The organism is Aquabacterium sp. A08, from assembly GCF_011742065.1.
Genome location: NZ_JAAQQT010000646.1, coordinates 1 through 15,303, shown reverse-complemented (window position 1 = coordinate 15,303; position 15,303 = coordinate 1). Strand labels below are relative to the sequence as shown.

Here is a 15,303-nt window from a genome sequence, read left to right as displayed (position 1 = left end):
TCCATCCACCTTTCAAGAGCAACGAACATGAAAAAGTTCCTATTGAGCCTGTGCCTGGGGTTGGGCCTGACGTTTGGCGGTGTGGCTGCCATGGCGCAGTCCGACGCCGCCCCGGCCGCCGTCACCGCACCCGCAGCCGATGCCGCCGCAGCGCCCGTCGCTGAAGCCCCGGCGGCCGCGCCGGCCGAAGCCGTGGCCGCCGAAGCACCGGCCGCCGAGGCCCCCGCCGCCCCGGTTCCGGAAACCATGGACAAGGGCGACGTGGCCTGGATGATGGTGTCCACGCTGCTGGTCATCATGATGGCGGTGCCCGGCCTGGCGCTGTTCTACGGCGGCCTGGTGCGCAGCAAGAACATGCTGTCCGTGCTGATGCAGGTGATGGTGGTGTTCTCGCTGATCAGCGTGCTGTGGGCCGTCTATGGCTACAGCCTGGCGTTCGGTGGTGAGGGCCTGATCATCGGCAACCTGGACAAGGTGTTCCTGTCCGGCATCACCATGGAGACCCTGGCGGCCACCTTCACGCCCGGCGTGATGATCCCCGAGTTCATCTTCATCGCTTTCCAGGCCACTTTCGCCGGCATCACCTGTGCCCTGATCGTCGGCTCCTTCGCCGAGCGCATCAAGTTCGGGGCCGTGCTGCTGTTCTCGGTGATCTGGTTCACCTTCAGCTACCTGCCGATCGCCCACATGGTGTGGGGTGCCGGCGGCTACCTGTTCGACAAGGGTGCGCTGGACTTCGCCGGCGGTACCGTGGTGCACATCAACGCCGCCATGGCCGGTCTGGTCGGTGCGTACATGGTGGGCAAGCGCATTGGCTATGGCCGCGAAGCCATGGCCCCGCACAGCCTGACGCTGACCATGGTGGGTGCTTCCCTGCTGTGGGTGGGCTGGTTCGGCTTCAACGCCGGCTCCAACCTGGAAGCCAACGGCGGTGCCGCCCTGGCCTTCGTCAACACCCTGGTCGCCACCGCCGCCGCCGTGCTGTCGTGGTCCATCGGTGAAGCCCTGCACAAAGGCAAGGCCTCCATGCTGGGTGCCGCTTCCGGTGCCGTCGCCGGCCTGGTGGCCATCACCCCGGCCTGCGGCACCGTCGGCCCGATGGGCGCCATCGTCATCGGCCTGATCTCCGGCTTCCTGTGCCTGTGGGGCGTGAGCGGCCTGAAGAAGATGCTGGGTGCCGACGACTCGCTGGACGTGTTCGGTGTCCACGGCGTGGGCGGTATCGTCGGTGCGCTGCTGACCGCGGTGTTCTCTGCCAGCTCGCTGGGCGGCGTCAAGGGCGACGACTTCTCCATCGCCCACCAGCTCTACGTGCAGGCCGAAGGCGTGGTGATCACCATGGTGTGGTCGGCGGTCGTGGCCTTCATCGCCTACAAGATCGTGGACATGGTCGTGGGCCTGCGCGTCAGCGAAGAAGCCGAACGCGAAGGTCTGGACATCACCTCGCACGGCGAGAGCGCCTACGGCCGCTGATTCCTGAATTGGTCGCTGTTCCCAAGGCCCGCGCAGCTTCGGCTCGCGGGCCTTTTTGCGTCGGGTGTGCAGGGCCGGGCGGGGGCCGGTGGGCGACAATCGGCCGATGGAATGGATCTGGGTGACCGCGGCCGCTGGCCTGGCGGGGTTTGTGGACGCGATCGTCGGTGGCGGCGGCCTGGTGCTGGTGCCGGCGCTGTTTGCGACCTTTCCCGGGGCGCACCCGGCCACGCTGTTCGGGGTGAACAAGGGGGCACAGGTCTGGGGCACGGCCGCGGCCACCTGGCAGTACGCGCGCCGGGTGGACATGCCCTGGCACGCCCTGTGGCCTGCGGCGGCGGTGTGTTTTGCCGGGGCCTGGGCCGGCGCCTGGCTGGTGACACGGGTGCCACCCACCCATTGGCGTCTGGCCTTGCCGCTGGTGCTGTTGGCGGTGCTGCTCTACACCCTGGCCCGCAAAGACCTGGGGCGCCAGCACCGTCCGCGCTACGCCGGCCGCACCGAAGCCGCCGCCGCCTGCGCGCTGGGCCTGGGCATCGGCTTTTACGATGGCTTCTTTGGACCCGGCACCGGCAGTTTTCTGGTGTTCCTGTTCGTGCGTTGGCTGGGCTACGACTTCCTGCACGCCAGCGCCTCGGCCAAGTGGCTCAACACCACCTCCAACCTGGCGGCGCTGTCGCTGTTCGCCTGGACCGGCCACGTCTGGTGGCATTACGCGCTGGTCATGGCCGTGGCCAATGTGCTGGGCAGCACGCTGGGCGCGCGGCTGGCCCTGCGCCACGGCGCCGGCTTTGTGCGCGGCGTGTTCGTGCTGGTGGTGTCGGTCCTGATCCTCAAAACCGGCTGGGACGCCTACCGCGCCTGGCCCTAAGCGCCGGGCTGGCCGTTGCGGCCCCGGGTGCTGCGGCCGCTCAGGGCTGCGCTTCGGGCGGCCAGGGAATCTCGTCCAGCGTGCGCGGCGTGCCCACGGGCGCGGCGGTCAGGCCCTGCTGGGTGGCGCGGATGTCGTCCTCGCTCGGGTAGCGGCCCAGCAGCAGGTAATCGAACACGCGCCGCGCGATCGGCGCCGCGTGCGCCGCGCCGAAGCCGGCATTTTCCACGACCACGGCCAGCGCCACCTGGGGCCGCTCCACCGGTGCAAAGGCCAGGTAGAGCGAGTGGTCGCGCTGGTGTTCTTCCAGCCGGCGCGCGTCGTAGCGGTCGCGCTGGCCGATGGTCACCGCCTGGGCGGTGCCGGTTTTGCCGCCGCTGCGGTAGGGCGCGCCGGCGAACACCCGGGTCGAGGTGCCTTCCTGCGTCACCGCCTCCATCGCGCTGAGCACCGCCTGCAGGTGCTCGGGGCGGTAGCCCAGCGACACACCGTCGGGCCGCTCGGCCTGGGTGGCGCTGGCGGCGGCCGGGTTCTGGGTGGTGCGGGTCAGGTGCGGGGTGTGGCGCACCCCCTGATTGGCCAGGGTGGCCATGGCCGAGGCCAACTGCAGCATGGTGAAGCTGTTGTAGCCCTGCCCAATGCCGAGCGAAATGGTTTCGCCGGCGAACCAGCGCTGGTCCTGTGGGCGCTTGAAGGTCTGGCGCTTCCAGGCCTGGCTGGGCAGCACGCCGCGGACCTCGCCCTGCAGGTCGATGCCGGTGAGCTGGCCCAGGCCCAGCGGTTTCATGAAGTCGTGGATCGCGTCCACCCCCATGTCGTTGGCCAGGGTGTAGTAGTACACGTTGCTGGAGTAGATGATGCTGCGGCGCAGGTCCACCCCGCCCAGGTTTTTTTCGCCGTGGCTGCGGAAGCGGTGGTTGCCAAACACCCAGTAGCCCGGGTCGTTGACCACGGTGCCCACCTGGCGGGTGCCGGTTTCCAGTGCCGCCAGCGCCATGAAGGGCTTGTAGGTGGACCCCGGCGGGTAGGTGCCGCGCAGCGCCCGGTTCAGCAGCGGCCGGTCGATCGACTCGTTCAGTGCCTTCCAGTTGTCGACGTCGATGCCCTCGACAAACAGGTTGGGGTTGAAGGTGGGCATGCTGACAAAGGCCAGCACCTCGCCGTTTTGCGGGTTGATCGCCACCAGCGCGCCCCGGCGCTGACCGTACAGGCGCTCGACCAGGTGCTGCAGCCGGCTGTCGATGGACAGGGCGATGGTGTCGCCCGGCAGCGGCGCGGTCACGTCGAGCTGGCGCACCGCCTGGCCGGAGGCCGAGGTTTCCACCCGCTCGAAGCCGGTGGTGCCGTGCAACTGGTCCTCGTGGCTTTGCTCCACCCCCAGCTTGCCGATGTGGTCGGTGCCGCGGTAGTTGGCCTGGCGCTCCTCGGGCCATTCGGTCATGGCCTCTTTTTCGCGCTGGTTGATGCGGCCGATGTAGCCGATCACGTGCGCGCCGGTCTCGCCCAGCGGGTACTGGCGCAGGCGCCGCGCCTGGATCTCCACCCCCGGCAGCCGGTACAGCTGCGCCGCCACGCGCGACATTTCCTCGTTGCTCAAGCGGTGGCGCAGCGGCAGCGAGTCGAAGCGCCGCGACTCGGCCATCAGCCGGCGGAAGCGGCGCACGTCGCGCGGCTGCACCTCGACGATCTCGGCCAGGTCGGCCAGGGTGGCGTCCAGGTCGGGGGTGCGCGCCGGCACGATTTCCAGGCTGAAGGTGGCCAGGTTGTCGGCCAGCACCACGCCGTGGCGGTCGACGATGCGCCCGCGCTGCGGCACGATGGGCAGCACCGCGGTGCGGTTGCGCTCGGCCTTGTCGGACAGGTCGTCGTGGCGCGGCACCTGCAGGTAGTAGCTGCGCAGGGCGATCAGGCCCAGGCAGACGCCGACCACCGCCAGGGCCACCCAGACCCGGGTGCGAAACAAGGCCAGCTGGCGCTGGACGTCCTTGAATTCGGTCATGCCGGGGCCTCAGATGGGGCGGTTTTCATCGGGGTCGTGGGCGCGCCGCTGCGGCGCCAGCAACAGCTGCGTGGCCAGCGGCCAGAGCAGCGTTTCCAGCACCGGGGCCAGGGCCAGCCCCCAGCCGGGCGCGGTGTCGCCGGCCAGCAGACGCACCAGCCACTGCAGCGCGTGGGCCACCGCGAACAGGGGCAGCACGTGCAGTGCCTGGGTGGGCAGGTTGAACCACAGCAGGCGGCGGTGCACCAACACCGCCAGGTAGCCCAGCACGGTGTAGGCCAGCGCGTGCTGGCCCAGCAGGGCGCCGTGGTGCACGTCCACCAGCAGGCCCAGCGCGAACGCGGTGCCCACGCCCACCCGCAGCGGCTGGTGCACGCTCCAGAACACCAGCACCACCGCCAGCAGGTCGGGCATCCAGGGCGCCCGCCCGGCCAGCCCCACCTGCGCGGCCATGCCCAGCACCAGCGTGGCCAGCAGCGAGCCCCAGACGAACCACGGGTTGGCCGGCAGCAGCAGCGCCTGGCCCGGTCGCATGATCATCGCGCCGCCTCCGCCCCAGGGCGGCGCCCGTCGCTCAAGGGGTCGACCACCAGCACGTGCAGCGTGTTGTGCATGCGCGCCAGCGGTTCGCATTCGATGCGCGAGAAGCCCGAGCCATCGACCACCGCCACCTTCAACACCCGCGCCACCGGCAGGCCGGGCGGGTAAATGCCGTCCACCCCGCTGGTGGTCAGGATGTCGCCCGGCTCGGCCTCGGTGTTGACCGACTCGAAGCGCAGCTCCAGCCGGCCTTCGCGCGCGCCCTGCACCCCGAACGCCAGGCTGCGCTGCCCGGTGCGGGTGTTGATGACGGGGATGGCCTGCTGATTGTCGATCAGCAGCGTCACCTCGGCCGTGGCGGGGTAGACCCGCGTGACCTGGCCCATGACGCCGTAACCGTCCATCACCGGCGAGCCGGGCTGCACGCCCTGGGCCTGGCCCTGGTCGATGACGACCTTGCGCGAATAGGGGTCGGGGGACTCGTAGAGGATTTCGGCGCCGCGCGCGTTGGGCGGCAGCCGCTCGCGCATGCCCAGCAGGGTGCGCAGTTCGCGGTTTTCCTGGGCCAGGTGCTCGACGATGCTGGCACGCTGCGCCTGGCGCACCAGTTCGGTGCGCGCCTCGGCCGCCGCCTGCTGGGCGTCGGCCAGGCTGCCCACGTAGTGGCCGGCCCACTGCGCCAGCCGCACCGGTTGCAGCGCCAGCCACTGCACCGGGTAGAGCACGCTGGCGGTGGCCGCGCGCAGCGGCGCGGTCCACTGGCGGCGGGCGTCCACCACCATCAGCAGCAGCGCCAGCGCGCTGAGCACCACCAGCTTGGAAAACGCCGACGGCCCTTGCTTGAAGAAGGGCGGCGGGGCGCGGTCGACGGTACCGAGCGGCATGGTCGACGGCGTGCGGGCTTATTCGTTGGTGAAGATGCTGCCGCCCAGGCGGTCCATGCGGTCCAGCGCCATGCCGCACCCCTTGACCACGCACAGCAGCGGTTCCTCGGCCACCAGCACCGGCAGGCCGGTTTCTTCGGACAGCAGGCGGTCCAGGTCGCGCAGCAGGGCGCCACCGCCGGTCAGCATCATGCCGCGCTCGGCGATGTCGGCGCCCAGCTCGGGCGGGGTCTGTTCCAGCGCGGTCTTGACGGCGCTGACGATCTGGTTGATCGGGTCGGTCAGGGCCTCCAGCACCTCGTTGGAGCTGATGGTGAAGCTGCGCGGCACGCCTTCGCTCAGGTTGCGGCCCTTGACTTCCATTTCCTTGACCTCGGAGCCCGGGAAGGCGCTGCCGATGCTCTTCTTGATGGCCTCGGCCGTGGGCTCACCGATCAGCATGCCGTAGTTGCGGCGGATGTAGTTGATGATGGCCTCGTCGAACTTGTCGCCGCCCACCCGCACGCTGCCCTTGTAGACCATGCCGCCCAGGGAAATGACGCCGACTTCGGTGGTGCCCCCGCCGATGTCCACCACCATGGAGCCGGACGCCTCGGACACCGGCAGGCCGGCGCCGATGGCCGCGGCCATGGGTTCCTCGATCAGGTAGACCTCGGCGGCGCCGGCGCCCAGCGCGCTTTCGCGGATGGCGCGGCGCTCCACCTGGGTGGAGCCGCAGGGCACGCAGATGATGATGCGTGGGCTCGGCTTGAGCATCGAGCGCGGGTGCACCATCTTGATGAACTGCTTGAGCATCTGTTCGGTGACGGTGAAGTCGGCGATCACGCCGTCCTTCATGGGCCGGATGGCTTCGATGTTGCCGGGCACCTTGCCTAGCATGGCCTTGGCCTCGTGGCCCACGGCCTGGATGGTTTTCTTGCCCTGGGGGCCGCCTTCGTGGCGGATCGAGACCACCGAGGGCTCGTCCAGCACGATGCCCTTGTTGCGCACGTAAATGAGGGTGTTGGCGGTGCCGAGGTCGATGGCCAGGTCGGTCGAGAAGCGCCGACGGAAAGATTCGAACATGATGGAGCGTCCAGTGCGGCCTGCCCGGGGCCCGGCTTGCGCATGTACGCGGGCAGCGCCGGAGTGTTTTTGGCTGAAAATCGGGGTGGTTTGTGGAAACTTCGGGTCCGAAAGCCGTGCTTTTCGGACCGGTTCACCAAACCTTGGATAATACCGCATCCCCTGTGTATAACTTTGACCGCGTCGCCCCGGCGCCGGTTTTTTCCTTGGTTTTACACGCGGTTTCATTCCCCGCGACCAACCCCTGACCACCCCCATGTCCCTGACCTTGCAAGACATCGGCCGCATCGCCAACCTGGCGCGGCTGGAGCTGGACGAGGCGCATGCCCAGGGCATGCTGACCCGCCTGAACGGCTTTTTCGACACCGTGGAACAGATGCGGGCGGTGGACACCACCGGCGTGGAGCCGCTGGCCCACCCCACCGCCGTGATCGACCACGTGGCGCTGCGCCTGCGCGACGACGTGGTGAGCGAACCCAACCAGCGCGACGCCAACCAGCGCAGCGCCCCGGCCGTGGAGCGCGGCCTGTTCCTGGTGCCCAAGGTGATTGAATGAACGACTTGCACCAACTCGACGTGACCGCGTTGGCGGCCCGGCTGGCCGCGCGCGAGGTCTCCAGCGTGGAAGTGACCCAGCACTTCCTGGCCCGCGCCCGGGCGCACGCCCATTTGGGCGCCTATTTGGCCTTGAACGAAGACGCCAGCCTGGCCCAGGCCCGCGCCGCCGACGCCCGCCTCGCCGCGGGCGAGCGCAGCCCCTTGCTGGGCGTGCCGCTGGCGCACAAGGACATCTTCGTCACCACCGACTTCCCGACCACCGCCGGCAGCAAGATGCTGGAAGGCTACCGCAGCCCGTTCGACGCCACCGTGGTGCGCCAACTGGCCGACGCCGGCATGGTGACGCTGGGCAAGCTGAATTGCGACGAATTCGCCATGGGCTCGGGCAACGACAACTCGGCCTACGGCCCGGCGCGCAACCCCTGGGACACCGAGCGCGTGCCCGGCGGCTCCTCGGGCGGTTCCGCCGCCGCGGTGGCCGCGGGCCTGGCCCCGGCCGCCACCGGCACCGACACCGGCGGCTCGATCCGCCAGCCCGCCAGCTTCACCGGCATCACCGGCATCAAACCCACCTACGGGCGTTGCTCGCGCTACGGCATGGTGGCCTACGCCTCCAGCCTGGACCAGGCCGGCCCCATGGCCCGCAGCGCGCGCGACTGCGCTCTGTTGCTCAGCGCCATGGCCGGCCCGGACCTGGACCGCGATTCCACCAGCCTGGACCGCCCGGCCGAGGACTACACCGCCGGGCTGGGCCAGCCCCTGGCCGGTGCCACCGCCGCGCAGCCGCTCAAGGGCCTGCGCATCGGCCTGCCCAAAGAGTTTTTTGGCGACGGCTGCGCCCCCGACGTGCTGGCCGCCCTGCGTGCTGCCTTGGCCGAGTACGAAAAGCTGGGCGCCACGCTGGTGGACATTTCCCTACCGCGCACCGAACTGTCCATTCCCGCCTACTACATCATCGCCCCGGCCGAGGCCAGCTCCAACCTCAGCCGCTTCGACGGCGTGAAGTTCGGCCACCGCGCGAAAGACTACGCCGACCTGGCCGACATGTACAAGAAGTCGCGCAGCGAAGGCTTTGGGCGGGAGGTGCAGCGCCGCATCCTGATCGGCACCTACGTGCTGAGCCACGGCTACTACGACGCCTACTACATCAAGGCGCAGCAGATCCGCCGCCTGATCGCGCAGGACTTCCAGGCCGCCTTCCAGCAATGCGACGTGATCGCCGGCCCGGTGGCGCCCAGCGTGGCGTGGAAGATCGGCGAGAAGAACGACGACCCCGTGGCCGCCTACCTGGCCGACATCTACACGCTGCCGGCGTCGCTCTCCGGCCTGCCGGGCATGAGCGTGCCGGTGGGCTTGGGCGCCGCGGGCATGCCTGTCGGTATGCAGCTGATCGGCAATTACTTCCAGGAGGCGCGCCTGCTGGGCGCGGCCCACCATTTCCAGTGCGCCACCGACTGGCACACCCGCGCCCCGGCCGGGTGCTGAAGGGGCAAGACACCATGAGCAAAGCAACATCCCTGTTGGTGCAGGGTTACGAGGTCGTGATCGGCTTCGAGACCCACGCCCAACTCTCCACGAACAGCAAAATTTTCAGCCGCGCCAGCGTGGCCTTTGGCGCCGAGCCCAACACCCAGGCCTGCGCGGTGGACATGGCCTTGCCCGGCACGCTGCCGGTCATGAACCGGGGCGCGGTCGAGCGCGCCATCCGGTTCGGCCTGGCCGTGGGCTCCCACGTGGCCGAGCGCAGCGTTTTTGCGCGCAAAAACTACTTCTACCCCGACTTGCCCAAGGGTTATCAGATCAGCCAGTTCGAGATCCCGGTGGTCCAGGGCGGCGAGGTGTCGTTCTACTTGGGCGACGAGAAAAAGACCGTGCGCCTGGTGCGTGCCCACCTGGAAGAAGACGCGGGCAAATCGCTGCACGAGGACTTCCACGGCCAGTCCGGCATCGACCTGAACCGCGCCGGCACGCCCTTGCTGGAGATCGTGACCGAGCCCGACATCCGCTCCAGCGCCGAGGCCGTGGCCTACGCCAAGGAGCTGCACAAGATCGTCACCTGGATCGGCATCTGCGACGGCAACATGCAGGAAGGCAGCTTCCGCTGCGACGCCAACGTGAGCGTGCGCAAGCCGGGCGCGCCGCTGGGCACGCGCCGCGAGATCAAGAACCTGAACTCCTTCAAGTTCATGCAGCAGGCCATCGACTTCGAGGTGCGCTGGCAGATCGAACAGATCGAAGACGGTTTTGAGATCCAGCAGGCCACCGTGCTGTTCGACCCCGACACCGGCGAAACCCGCGCCATGCGCACCAAGGAAGACGCGGCCGACTACCGCTACTTCCCCGACCCCGACCTGCCGCCGCTGGTGATCGAGCGCGAGTGGGTGGAGCGGGTGCGCGCCGAGATGCCCGAGTTGCCACGCGCCCAGGCCGAGCGCTTCGTGCGCGACTACGGCCTGCCCGAATACGATGCCACCACGCTGACGCAAAGCCCGGCGATGGGCGTCTACTTCGAGGCCGCGGCCCAAGCCTGTGGCCAGCCCAAGCTGGTCAGCAACTGGGTCATGGGCGAGGTGTCGCGCCGCCTGAACGCGGAGGAAAAAGACATCACCCAGGCGCCGGTGAGCGCGGCGCAACTGGCGGCCCTGATCGCCCGCATTGCCGACAACACCATCAGCAACAACGCCGCCCGGCAGGTGCTGGACGCGCTGTGGGGGCAGATGGCCGCTGGAGAAACGGGTTCAGATCGCTTTGAAGCAGCCGGTAGCGCGACCGCGCAGATCGACGCCCTCATCGAGGCCAAGGGCCTCAAGCAGATGAACGACAGCGGCGCGCTGGAGGCCCTCATCGCCCAGGTGGTGGCGGCCAACGAGAAGAACGTGGCCGAGTACCGCGCCGGCAAGGACAAGGCCTTCAACGCGCTGGTGGGGCAGGTCATGAAGGCCAGCCAGGGCAAAGCCAACCCGGGCCAGGTCAACGAGCTGCTGAAACAGGCGCTGGGCTGATCAGCGCTTGGGCTGGGCGGGGGCCGCTGGCTGCTGCACCCAGAGGCGCTGCAGCAGCTGCAGCTCTTCGTCGAACAGGGCGTTGAGGCGGACCTTCTCGCGCTCCTGGTCGGCCAGGTACTGCGCCTGCAGCTCGCGCTGCTGCGCGTTGTCGGCCTGGCGGCGCTTGAGCCATTCCGGGGCTTTGCTCGGGTCCCGTTGGTAGAACTCCAGTTCTTCCTCGATGGCTCGGCGCTGCTGGTTCAACTCCTGTTCGCGCTTGAGCACCGCGGCCATCACGTCGTCGATCTGGTGCAGGGCGTCGGCGCGGGCGCGCTGGTGCGCGTCGGTGTTGGGGTAGCGGTTGAGCAGCAGCTGTTCGCGCCGGCGCTGTTCGTTCAGGCGGGCCAGGGCCTCGGCCTCGGCCTTGAGGCGCGCGGCTTCGGCGGCGCGTTCGGCGGCGGTGGGTTCGGGCCGCACCACCCGGCGCAGCGTGCCGCTGCGGTTGAGTTCGCGCTGCTCCCGGTCCATGCATTCGGCGATGGGGCGGTCGGAGGTCAGGCGCCGGCCCTGGGCGTCCACGCAGGTGTAGATGCTGCCGGTCTGGGCGCTGGCGCTGCCTGCCCACAGCAGGAGTACACCGGCCCAGACGGCCCCCCACCGGCCAGGGTGCGGCCTGGGACGCGGCACTGGGGCGTAACGGGCAGCGGGGCGTGGCATGGGGGCGGAAGGGGGGTCACTGCACGCCGTAGCGGTCGCGGTAGGCCTGCACCCGCTGGCGGTGTTCGGCCATGGCGTCGCCCGCGTGGGCTTGCAGATACTGCAGCAAATCGGCCAGCTTGGCAATCGCGCAGACCTGCAGGCCCAGCTGTTCGCGCACGTACTGCACCGCGCTGTAGGGCACGTCGCGCACGCCGCCTTCGGGGGCGGGTTCGGTGGCCATTTCCTGGCGGTCCAGCGCGATCGCCACCGCGTGCGGCGTGGCGCCGGCGGCGCGGATCAACGCGATCGATTCGCGCGCGGCGGTGCCGGCGCTCATCACGTCGTCGATCACCAGCACCCGGCCCTGCAGCGGCGCGCCCACCAGGGTGCCGCCTTCGCCGTGGTCCTTGGCTTCCTTGCGGTTGTAGGCAAACGGCACGTTGCGCCCTTGCCGCGCCAGTTCGATGGCCACAGCCGCCGCCAGCGGGATGCCCTTGTAGGCGGGGCCGAAGATCATGTCGAACCCGACGCCGCTGGCCAGGATGCGCTGGGCGTAGAACTCGGCCAACCGGCCCAGCTTGGCGCCGTCGTCGAACAGGCCGGCGTTGAAGAAGTAGGGGCTCAGGCGCCCGGCCTTGGTCTTGAATTCGCCAAAGCGCAGCACGCCCGATTCGACGGAAAATTGCACAAACGCCTGCGCCAGTGCATCGACCGGCGCGCCTGCTTCAACCACCATGGGGAAATCCTTGTTTCGACTGACCAGCCTCAACCTCAACGGCATCCGTTCCGCCACCGCCAAGGGGCTCGAAGAATGGGTCGCGGCCACTGCGCCCGATTGTATGGGCGTGCAGGAGCTCAAGGCCCAGGCGCCCGACGTGGCCGGCAAGTTCGAGGCCCTGGCCGGGCTGCAGGGCTATTTCCACTACGCGGTCAAGAAGGGCTATTCGGGCGTGGGCCTGTACACCCGCCACGCGCCCAGCGACGTGGTGGTGGGCATGGGCGAGCCCGAGTTCGACGACGAAGGCCGCTGCGTGGAGCTGCGTTTCGACACGCCGCAGCGCAAGTTCAGCCTCCTCAGTTGCTATTTCCCCAGCGGCTCGTCGGGTGACGAGCGGCAGGCGGCCAAGTACCGCTTCCTGGACCGCATCTACCCCTGGTTGGCCGGCCTGCGCGCCCAGCGCGAGGTGCTGCTGGTGGGCGACGTGAACATCGCCCACCACGAAAAAGACCTGAAAAACTGGAAAGGCAACCTGAAGAACAGCGGCTTTTTGCCCGAAGAACGCGCCTGGATGACCAAGCTGCTCACCGAAGGCGGCCTGGTGGACGTGTACCGCCGCCTGCACCCCGACGAGTCCGACGCCGCCTACACCTGGTGGAGCAACCGCGGCCAGGCCTGGGCCAAGAACGTGGGCTGGCGCATCGACTACCACCTGGCCACGCCGGCGCTGGCCGCCACCGCCCGCCGCGCCAGCGTGTACAAGGACCAGCGCTTCAGCGACCACGCGCCGTTGACGGTGGAGTACGACTTCACCTTGTGAGCGCCGGCCCCAGGCGAGGGGCCGGGTCGCTGCCGCTCGGCCCGGTGCCTCAGTGGCCGTGCTGGATGCGGTAGATGACCGTGGTGCCGCTGGTTTCGTGGCCCACCACCAGCCAGGGGGTGCCGTCGGGCGAGTCCTGCGCGGGGATCACCAGCACGCCTTCGGGACCGCGGTCGCCGTCCATGCCCTGGCGGCTGTTGGTGTAGTGCACGAACTGCGGTGCGCGCGGTTGCGTCACGTCGTAGACCATGATGCCGCCGACCCGCTCCAGCCCGATGAAGGCGTAGGTGCGGCTGCCCAGGCGCGCCACCGCCACGCCTTCGGGCTCGGGGCCTTTGGCCGGGCTGCGGTCGTCCAGCGTGGCGTTGTCGTTGCTGGCGTTGAAGGGCACGTTGGGCAGGTTCTGGGTCAAGCGCTCGAACTGGTCGCCCGAATCGAAGACGCGGTTCAGGTCGGTGTCCCAGATGGAGAAGGAGCGGGCGCCGAAGGACACGAGTTCGTTGCACTGGCCGGCGGCGTTCTTGCCGGTGCGCTGGCCGCCGGGGAACTGGGTGATGCGCAGGCGGCCCAGGTTGGAGTCGTTGCCCAGGGTGGTCGCGGCCGGCCCGAAGACGGCGGGGTCGAAACCGCCCACGCCACAGTGATCGCGCACGCGCGGGTCTTCGCGGCCGCCGGGCAGGCCGGCGTATTCGCGGGCGTCGCCCTCGTTGGCGGTGATCAGGTAGGTCTGGCCGTTGACGCTGTAGCTGGCGATGGCGTCGGGCATGTACAGGCCCTTGACCGGCACCGGGGCAATGTTCACCCGTGGCTGGCCGCTGTTGGTGTTGACGCCGGCGTCCTCGTTGCTCACGTCCATGCCGTTGCCGGGCAGGCTGTGGTCTTTGGTGCCCAGCGGCTTGATGTCGGTGACGGTGGCCGAGGCGATGTCGAGCACTGCCACGGCGTTGTTTTCCTGCAGGGTGATGTAGGCGGTGCGGCCGTGGTCGGCCACGGCGATGTATTCGGGCTCCAGGTCTTGCGCCACGCTGGCGCCCGGCCCAAAAATGCGCACGCCGGCGGCCAGCAGGGCGTCTTTGCGGTCGTTGAAGGCGCGGAAATCGGCGGTGCGCACCGGCAGGGCCAACTGGTGGCTCTGGGCGTTGAGGGCGCGCACGTCGATCAGGCTGATGGAGCCTTCGGGGTCCACCGAATCGGCCTGACCATAGGAATTGGGTTCGCCCTCGTTGGCCACCAGCAGGGTGGCGCCGTTGGGGGTGAAGGTCAGCATGTCGGGCAGGGCGCCCACCGGGGCGGTGCCGGCCACGCCCAGGTCGCGGGTGCGCAGCACCACCACGCGGCCGGGGTCGGTTTTGACGCGGGCTTCCACCGCCAGCGCCACCAGGCCCTGGTGCACCGCCACGCTGTTGACGCCGCCGGCGTCGGGCCAGTAGTCGGTGGCCTTCAGGGTGGCGACCAGCTGCGGCGCCGCGGCCTGACGCACGTCCAGCACGTCCACCGTGCCCAGCGCGCCGTTGACGACGTAGAGGCGGCGGGTGGCGGGGTCGTAGGCGGTGACTTCCGACGAGCTGGCGCCGCCAGGGTGGGCAAAGCCGCCGATCTTCTCCAGCGTGAGGCCGCCGGGGGCCTGGGTGGCCGATTGGGCGGCGGCGCCGACGGCGACGGCGACGGCGAGCAGGGCGGCGCCCGCAAGGGGGCGCCAGGCAAAGGGCAGAGGTTTCATGGGTGGGCCTGTGTGTGACGGGGTTGACCGCCGCACTCTAGGCCGCGCGGGTGTCAGTTTGATGACGCCGGCGCTGGGTTGGCCACCCCGCTGGCCACGTGCCCGGCCGGCACATGGCGCGCGGCGTGTTCGATGTGGCCGGTCTGGTCGTCGAAGAAAAAGTCGGGTTCGAACTCGCGCAGGAATTCGCCCTTGGGCAGGCCGCCCAGGAACAGCGCCTCGTCCACCTCGATGTGCCAGTCCATCAGGGTGCGGATGGCGCGTTCGTGGGCCGGTGCGCTGCGGGCGGTGACCAGCGCGGTGCGGATGCGCATGTGCGCGGTGCCCGCGTCCTGCAGGCGGTGCAGCGCTTCGAGCAGCGGCTTGAACGGCCCACCGGGCAGGGGCTGGGCGGCCTTGCTGGACTCGTGCTGCTGGAAGGCGTTCAGGCCCTGGGCCTGGAACACCCGCTCGGCCTCGTCGGAGAACAGCACCGCGTCGCCGTCGAAGGCGATGCGCACCTCGTGCGGGTGGGCGTCGCTGGCGTGCACCGACTGCGGGTACACCTGCGCCGCGGGCACGCCCGCGTCGAGCGCGGCGCGCACGTCGCTCAGGTGGGTGGAGAGGAACAGGTGGGCGCGCAGCGGCCGCAGGTAACGCCACGGCGCCTGGCCGCGGGTGAACACGCCGCGTTGGATGGGCAGGCCGTAGTGCTGGGCCGAGCGGAACACCCGCATGCCCGAGACCGGGTCGTTGCGCGAGAGGATGACCACCTCCACCCGCGGGGTGTCGCCGGTGTTGAAACTGAGCAGCTTGCGCACCAGCGAAAACGCCACACCCGGGCCGGCCGGTTGCTCCAGTCGCTCCAGCTGCAACCGCATGTAGGCGCGGTCGTCGCCGTCTTCGAAGACACGGTTCTCGGCCTCGAAGTCGAACAGGGCGCGGGAGGAAATGGCGACGACGAGCTGGCCTTCGAGGGTGGCGGGCATGGTG

14 protein-coding genes are annotated in these 15,303 nt (G+C 69.5%); 6 read left to right on the top strand and 8 right to left on the bottom strand.

Annotated elements, in window-relative coordinates; translation table 11 throughout:
• Positions 1-27 precede the first annotated feature (27 nt).
• Together HA630_RS14610 and HA630_RS14605 are read left to right on the top strand one after the other, a co-directional pair.
• Positions 28-1,473, top strand: a complete 1,446-nt coding sequence (locus HA630_RS14610) for an ammonium transporter (RefSeq protein ID WP_166835566.1) — start codon at positions 28-30, stop codon at positions 1,471-1,473.
• Between the two features lie 106 nt (positions 1,474-1,579).
• Entirely contained in the window at positions 1,580-2,344 is a 765-nt protein-coding gene (locus HA630_RS14605) for a TSUP family transporter (RefSeq protein WP_166835562.1), read from the top strand.
• 40 nt (positions 2,345-2,384) lie between these two features.
• On the opposite strand, the gene mrdA is transcribed toward HA630_RS14605, so the two are convergent.
• The 4 genes from mrdA to HA630_RS14585 are packed head-to-tail and all read right to left on the bottom strand — an operon-like array spanning position 2,385 to position 6,832.
• A complete protein-coding gene (gene mrdA, locus HA630_RS14600; protein ID WP_166835556.1) occupies positions 2,385-4,343 on the bottom strand; it encodes a penicillin-binding protein 2 in 1,959 nt (652 codons plus the stop codon).
• Between the two features lie 9 nt (positions 4,344-4,352).
• Positions 4,353-4,883, bottom strand: coding sequence for a rod shape-determining protein MreD (mreD, locus tag HA630_RS14595; protein ID WP_166835554.1), 531 nt, complete (start codon positions 4,881-4,883; stop codon positions 4,353-4,355).
• Positions 4,880-5,767 carry a rod shape-determining protein MreC gene (gene mreC, locus HA630_RS14590; protein ID WP_166835552.1) on the bottom strand — a complete coding sequence of 296 codons (888 nt, stop codon included), beginning with the start codon at positions 5,765-5,767 and terminating at the stop codon, positions 4,880-4,882. The genes mreD and mreC overlap by 4 nt, the downstream gene beginning before the upstream one ends.
• Before the next feature lie 18 nt (positions 5,768-5,785).
• Positions 5,786-6,832: a rod shape-determining protein gene (locus HA630_RS14585; RefSeq protein WP_166835550.1), complete on the bottom strand. Its 1,047-nt coding sequence runs from the start codon at positions 6,830-6,832 to the stop codon at positions 5,786-5,788.
• 256 nt (positions 6,833-7,088) lie between these two features.
• Between HA630_RS14585 and gatC the strand changes: the two genes are divergently transcribed.
• From gatC to gatB, 3 genes are read left to right on the top strand one after another with little or no spacing between them, the layout of a single operon-like run.
• A complete protein-coding gene (gene gatC / locus HA630_RS14580; protein WP_166835548.1) occupies positions 7,089-7,388 on the top strand; it encodes an Asp-tRNA(Asn)/Glu-tRNA(Gln) amidotransferase subunit GatC in 300 nt (99 codons plus the stop codon).
• On the top strand, positions 7,385-8,875 hold the full coding sequence (gatA, locus tag HA630_RS14575; protein WP_166835546.1) for an Asp-tRNA(Asn)/Glu-tRNA(Gln) amidotransferase subunit GatA: 1,491 nt from the start codon (positions 7,385-7,387) through the stop codon (positions 8,873-8,875). The genes gatC and gatA overlap by 4 nt, the downstream gene beginning before the upstream one ends.
• A 14-nt stretch (positions 8,876-8,889) precedes the next feature.
• The gene (gatB, locus tag HA630_RS14570; protein ID WP_166835544.1) at positions 8,890-10,392 is read left to right on the top strand and encodes an Asp-tRNA(Asn)/Glu-tRNA(Gln) amidotransferase subunit GatB; all 1,503 of its coding nucleotides are present in this window, start codon (positions 8,890-8,892) and stop codon (positions 10,390-10,392) included.
• Here the strand turns inward: gatB and HA630_RS14565 are convergent, their stop codons facing one another.
• Together HA630_RS14565 and pyrE are read right to left on the bottom strand one after the other, a co-directional pair.
• The gene (locus tag HA630_RS14565; protein WP_166835542.1) at positions 10,393-11,091 is read right to left on the bottom strand and encodes a DUF4124 domain-containing protein; all 699 of its coding nucleotides are present in this window, start codon (positions 11,089-11,091) and stop codon (positions 10,393-10,395) included.
• Between the two features lie 16 nt (positions 11,092-11,107).
• Positions 11,108-11,809, bottom strand: a complete 702-nt coding sequence (pyrE, locus tag HA630_RS14560; protein WP_166835540.1) for an orotate phosphoribosyltransferase — start codon at positions 11,807-11,809, stop codon at positions 11,108-11,110.
• Here pyrE and HA630_RS14555 point away from each other — a divergent pair.
• Positions 11,808-12,611, top strand: coding sequence for an exodeoxyribonuclease III (locus HA630_RS14555; protein ID WP_166835538.1), 804 nt, complete (start codon positions 11,808-11,810; stop codon positions 12,609-12,611). The genes pyrE and HA630_RS14555 overlap by 2 nt on opposite strands.
• A 49-nt stretch (positions 12,612-12,660) precedes the next feature.
• On the opposite strand, the gene HA630_RS14550 is transcribed toward HA630_RS14555, so the two are convergent.
• Positions 12,661-14,331: a choice-of-anchor I family protein gene (locus HA630_RS14550; protein WP_166835536.1), complete on the bottom strand. Its 1,671-nt coding sequence runs from the start codon at positions 14,329-14,331 to the stop codon at positions 12,661-12,663.
• Between the two features lie 53 nt (positions 14,332-14,384).
• On the bottom strand, positions 14,385-15,299 hold the full coding sequence (locus HA630_RS14545; RefSeq protein ID WP_166835533.1) for a 5'-nucleotidase: 915 nt from the start codon (positions 15,297-15,299) through the stop codon (positions 14,385-14,387).
• Positions 15,300-15,303 lie beyond the last annotated feature (4 nt).

Bases quoted from the DNA above. Each gene is read 5' to 3' on its own strand.
- gatA (WP_166835546.1), top strand. From the start codon at position 7,385: ATGAACGACTTGCACCAACTCGACGTGACCGCGTTGGCGGCCCGGCTG.
- HA630_RS14545 (WP_166835533.1), bottom strand. From the start codon at position 15,299: ATGCCCGCCACCCTCGAAGGCCAGCTCGTCGTCGCCATTTCCTCCCGC.
- HA630_RS14605 (WP_166835562.1), top strand. From the start codon at position 1,580: ATGGAATGGATCTGGGTGACCGCGGCCGCTGGCCTGGCGGGGTTTGTG.
- HA630_RS14565 (WP_166835542.1), bottom strand. From the start codon at position 11,091: ATGCCACGCCCCGCTGCCCGTTACGCCCCAGTGCCGCGTCCCAGGCCG.
- mreC (WP_166835552.1), bottom strand. From the start codon at position 5,767: ATGCCGCTCGGTACCGTCGACCGCGCCCCGCCGCCCTTCTTCAAGCAA.
- HA630_RS14610 (WP_166835566.1), top strand. From the start codon at position 28: ATGAAAAAGTTCCTATTGAGCCTGTGCCTGGGGTTGGGCCTGACGTTT.
- mreD (WP_166835554.1), bottom strand. From the start codon at position 4,883: ATGATCATGCGACCGGGCCAGGCGCTGCTGCTGCCGGCCAACCCGTGG.
- gatC (WP_166835548.1), top strand. From the start codon at position 7,089: ATGTCCCTGACCTTGCAAGACATCGGCCGCATCGCCAACCTGGCGCGG.
- HA630_RS14550 (WP_166835536.1), bottom strand. From the start codon at position 14,331: ATGAAACCTCTGCCCTTTGCCTGGCGCCCCCTTGCGGGCGCCGCCCTG.
- pyrE (WP_166835540.1), bottom strand. From the start codon at position 11,809: ATGGTGGTTGAAGCAGGCGCGCCGGTCGATGCACTGGCGCAGGCGTTT.
- gatB (WP_166835544.1), top strand. From the start codon at position 8,890: ATGAGCAAAGCAACATCCCTGTTGGTGCAGGGTTACGAGGTCGTGATC.
- HA630_RS14555 (WP_166835538.1), top strand. From the start codon at position 11,808: ATGGGGAAATCCTTGTTTCGACTGACCAGCCTCAACCTCAACGGCATC.
- mrdA (WP_166835556.1), bottom strand. From the start codon at position 4,343: ATGACCGAATTCAAGGACGTCCAGCGCCAGCTGGCCTTGTTTCGCACC.
- HA630_RS14585 (WP_166835550.1), bottom strand. From the start codon at position 6,832: ATGTTCGAATCTTTCCGTCGGCGCTTCTCGACCGACCTGGCCATCGAC.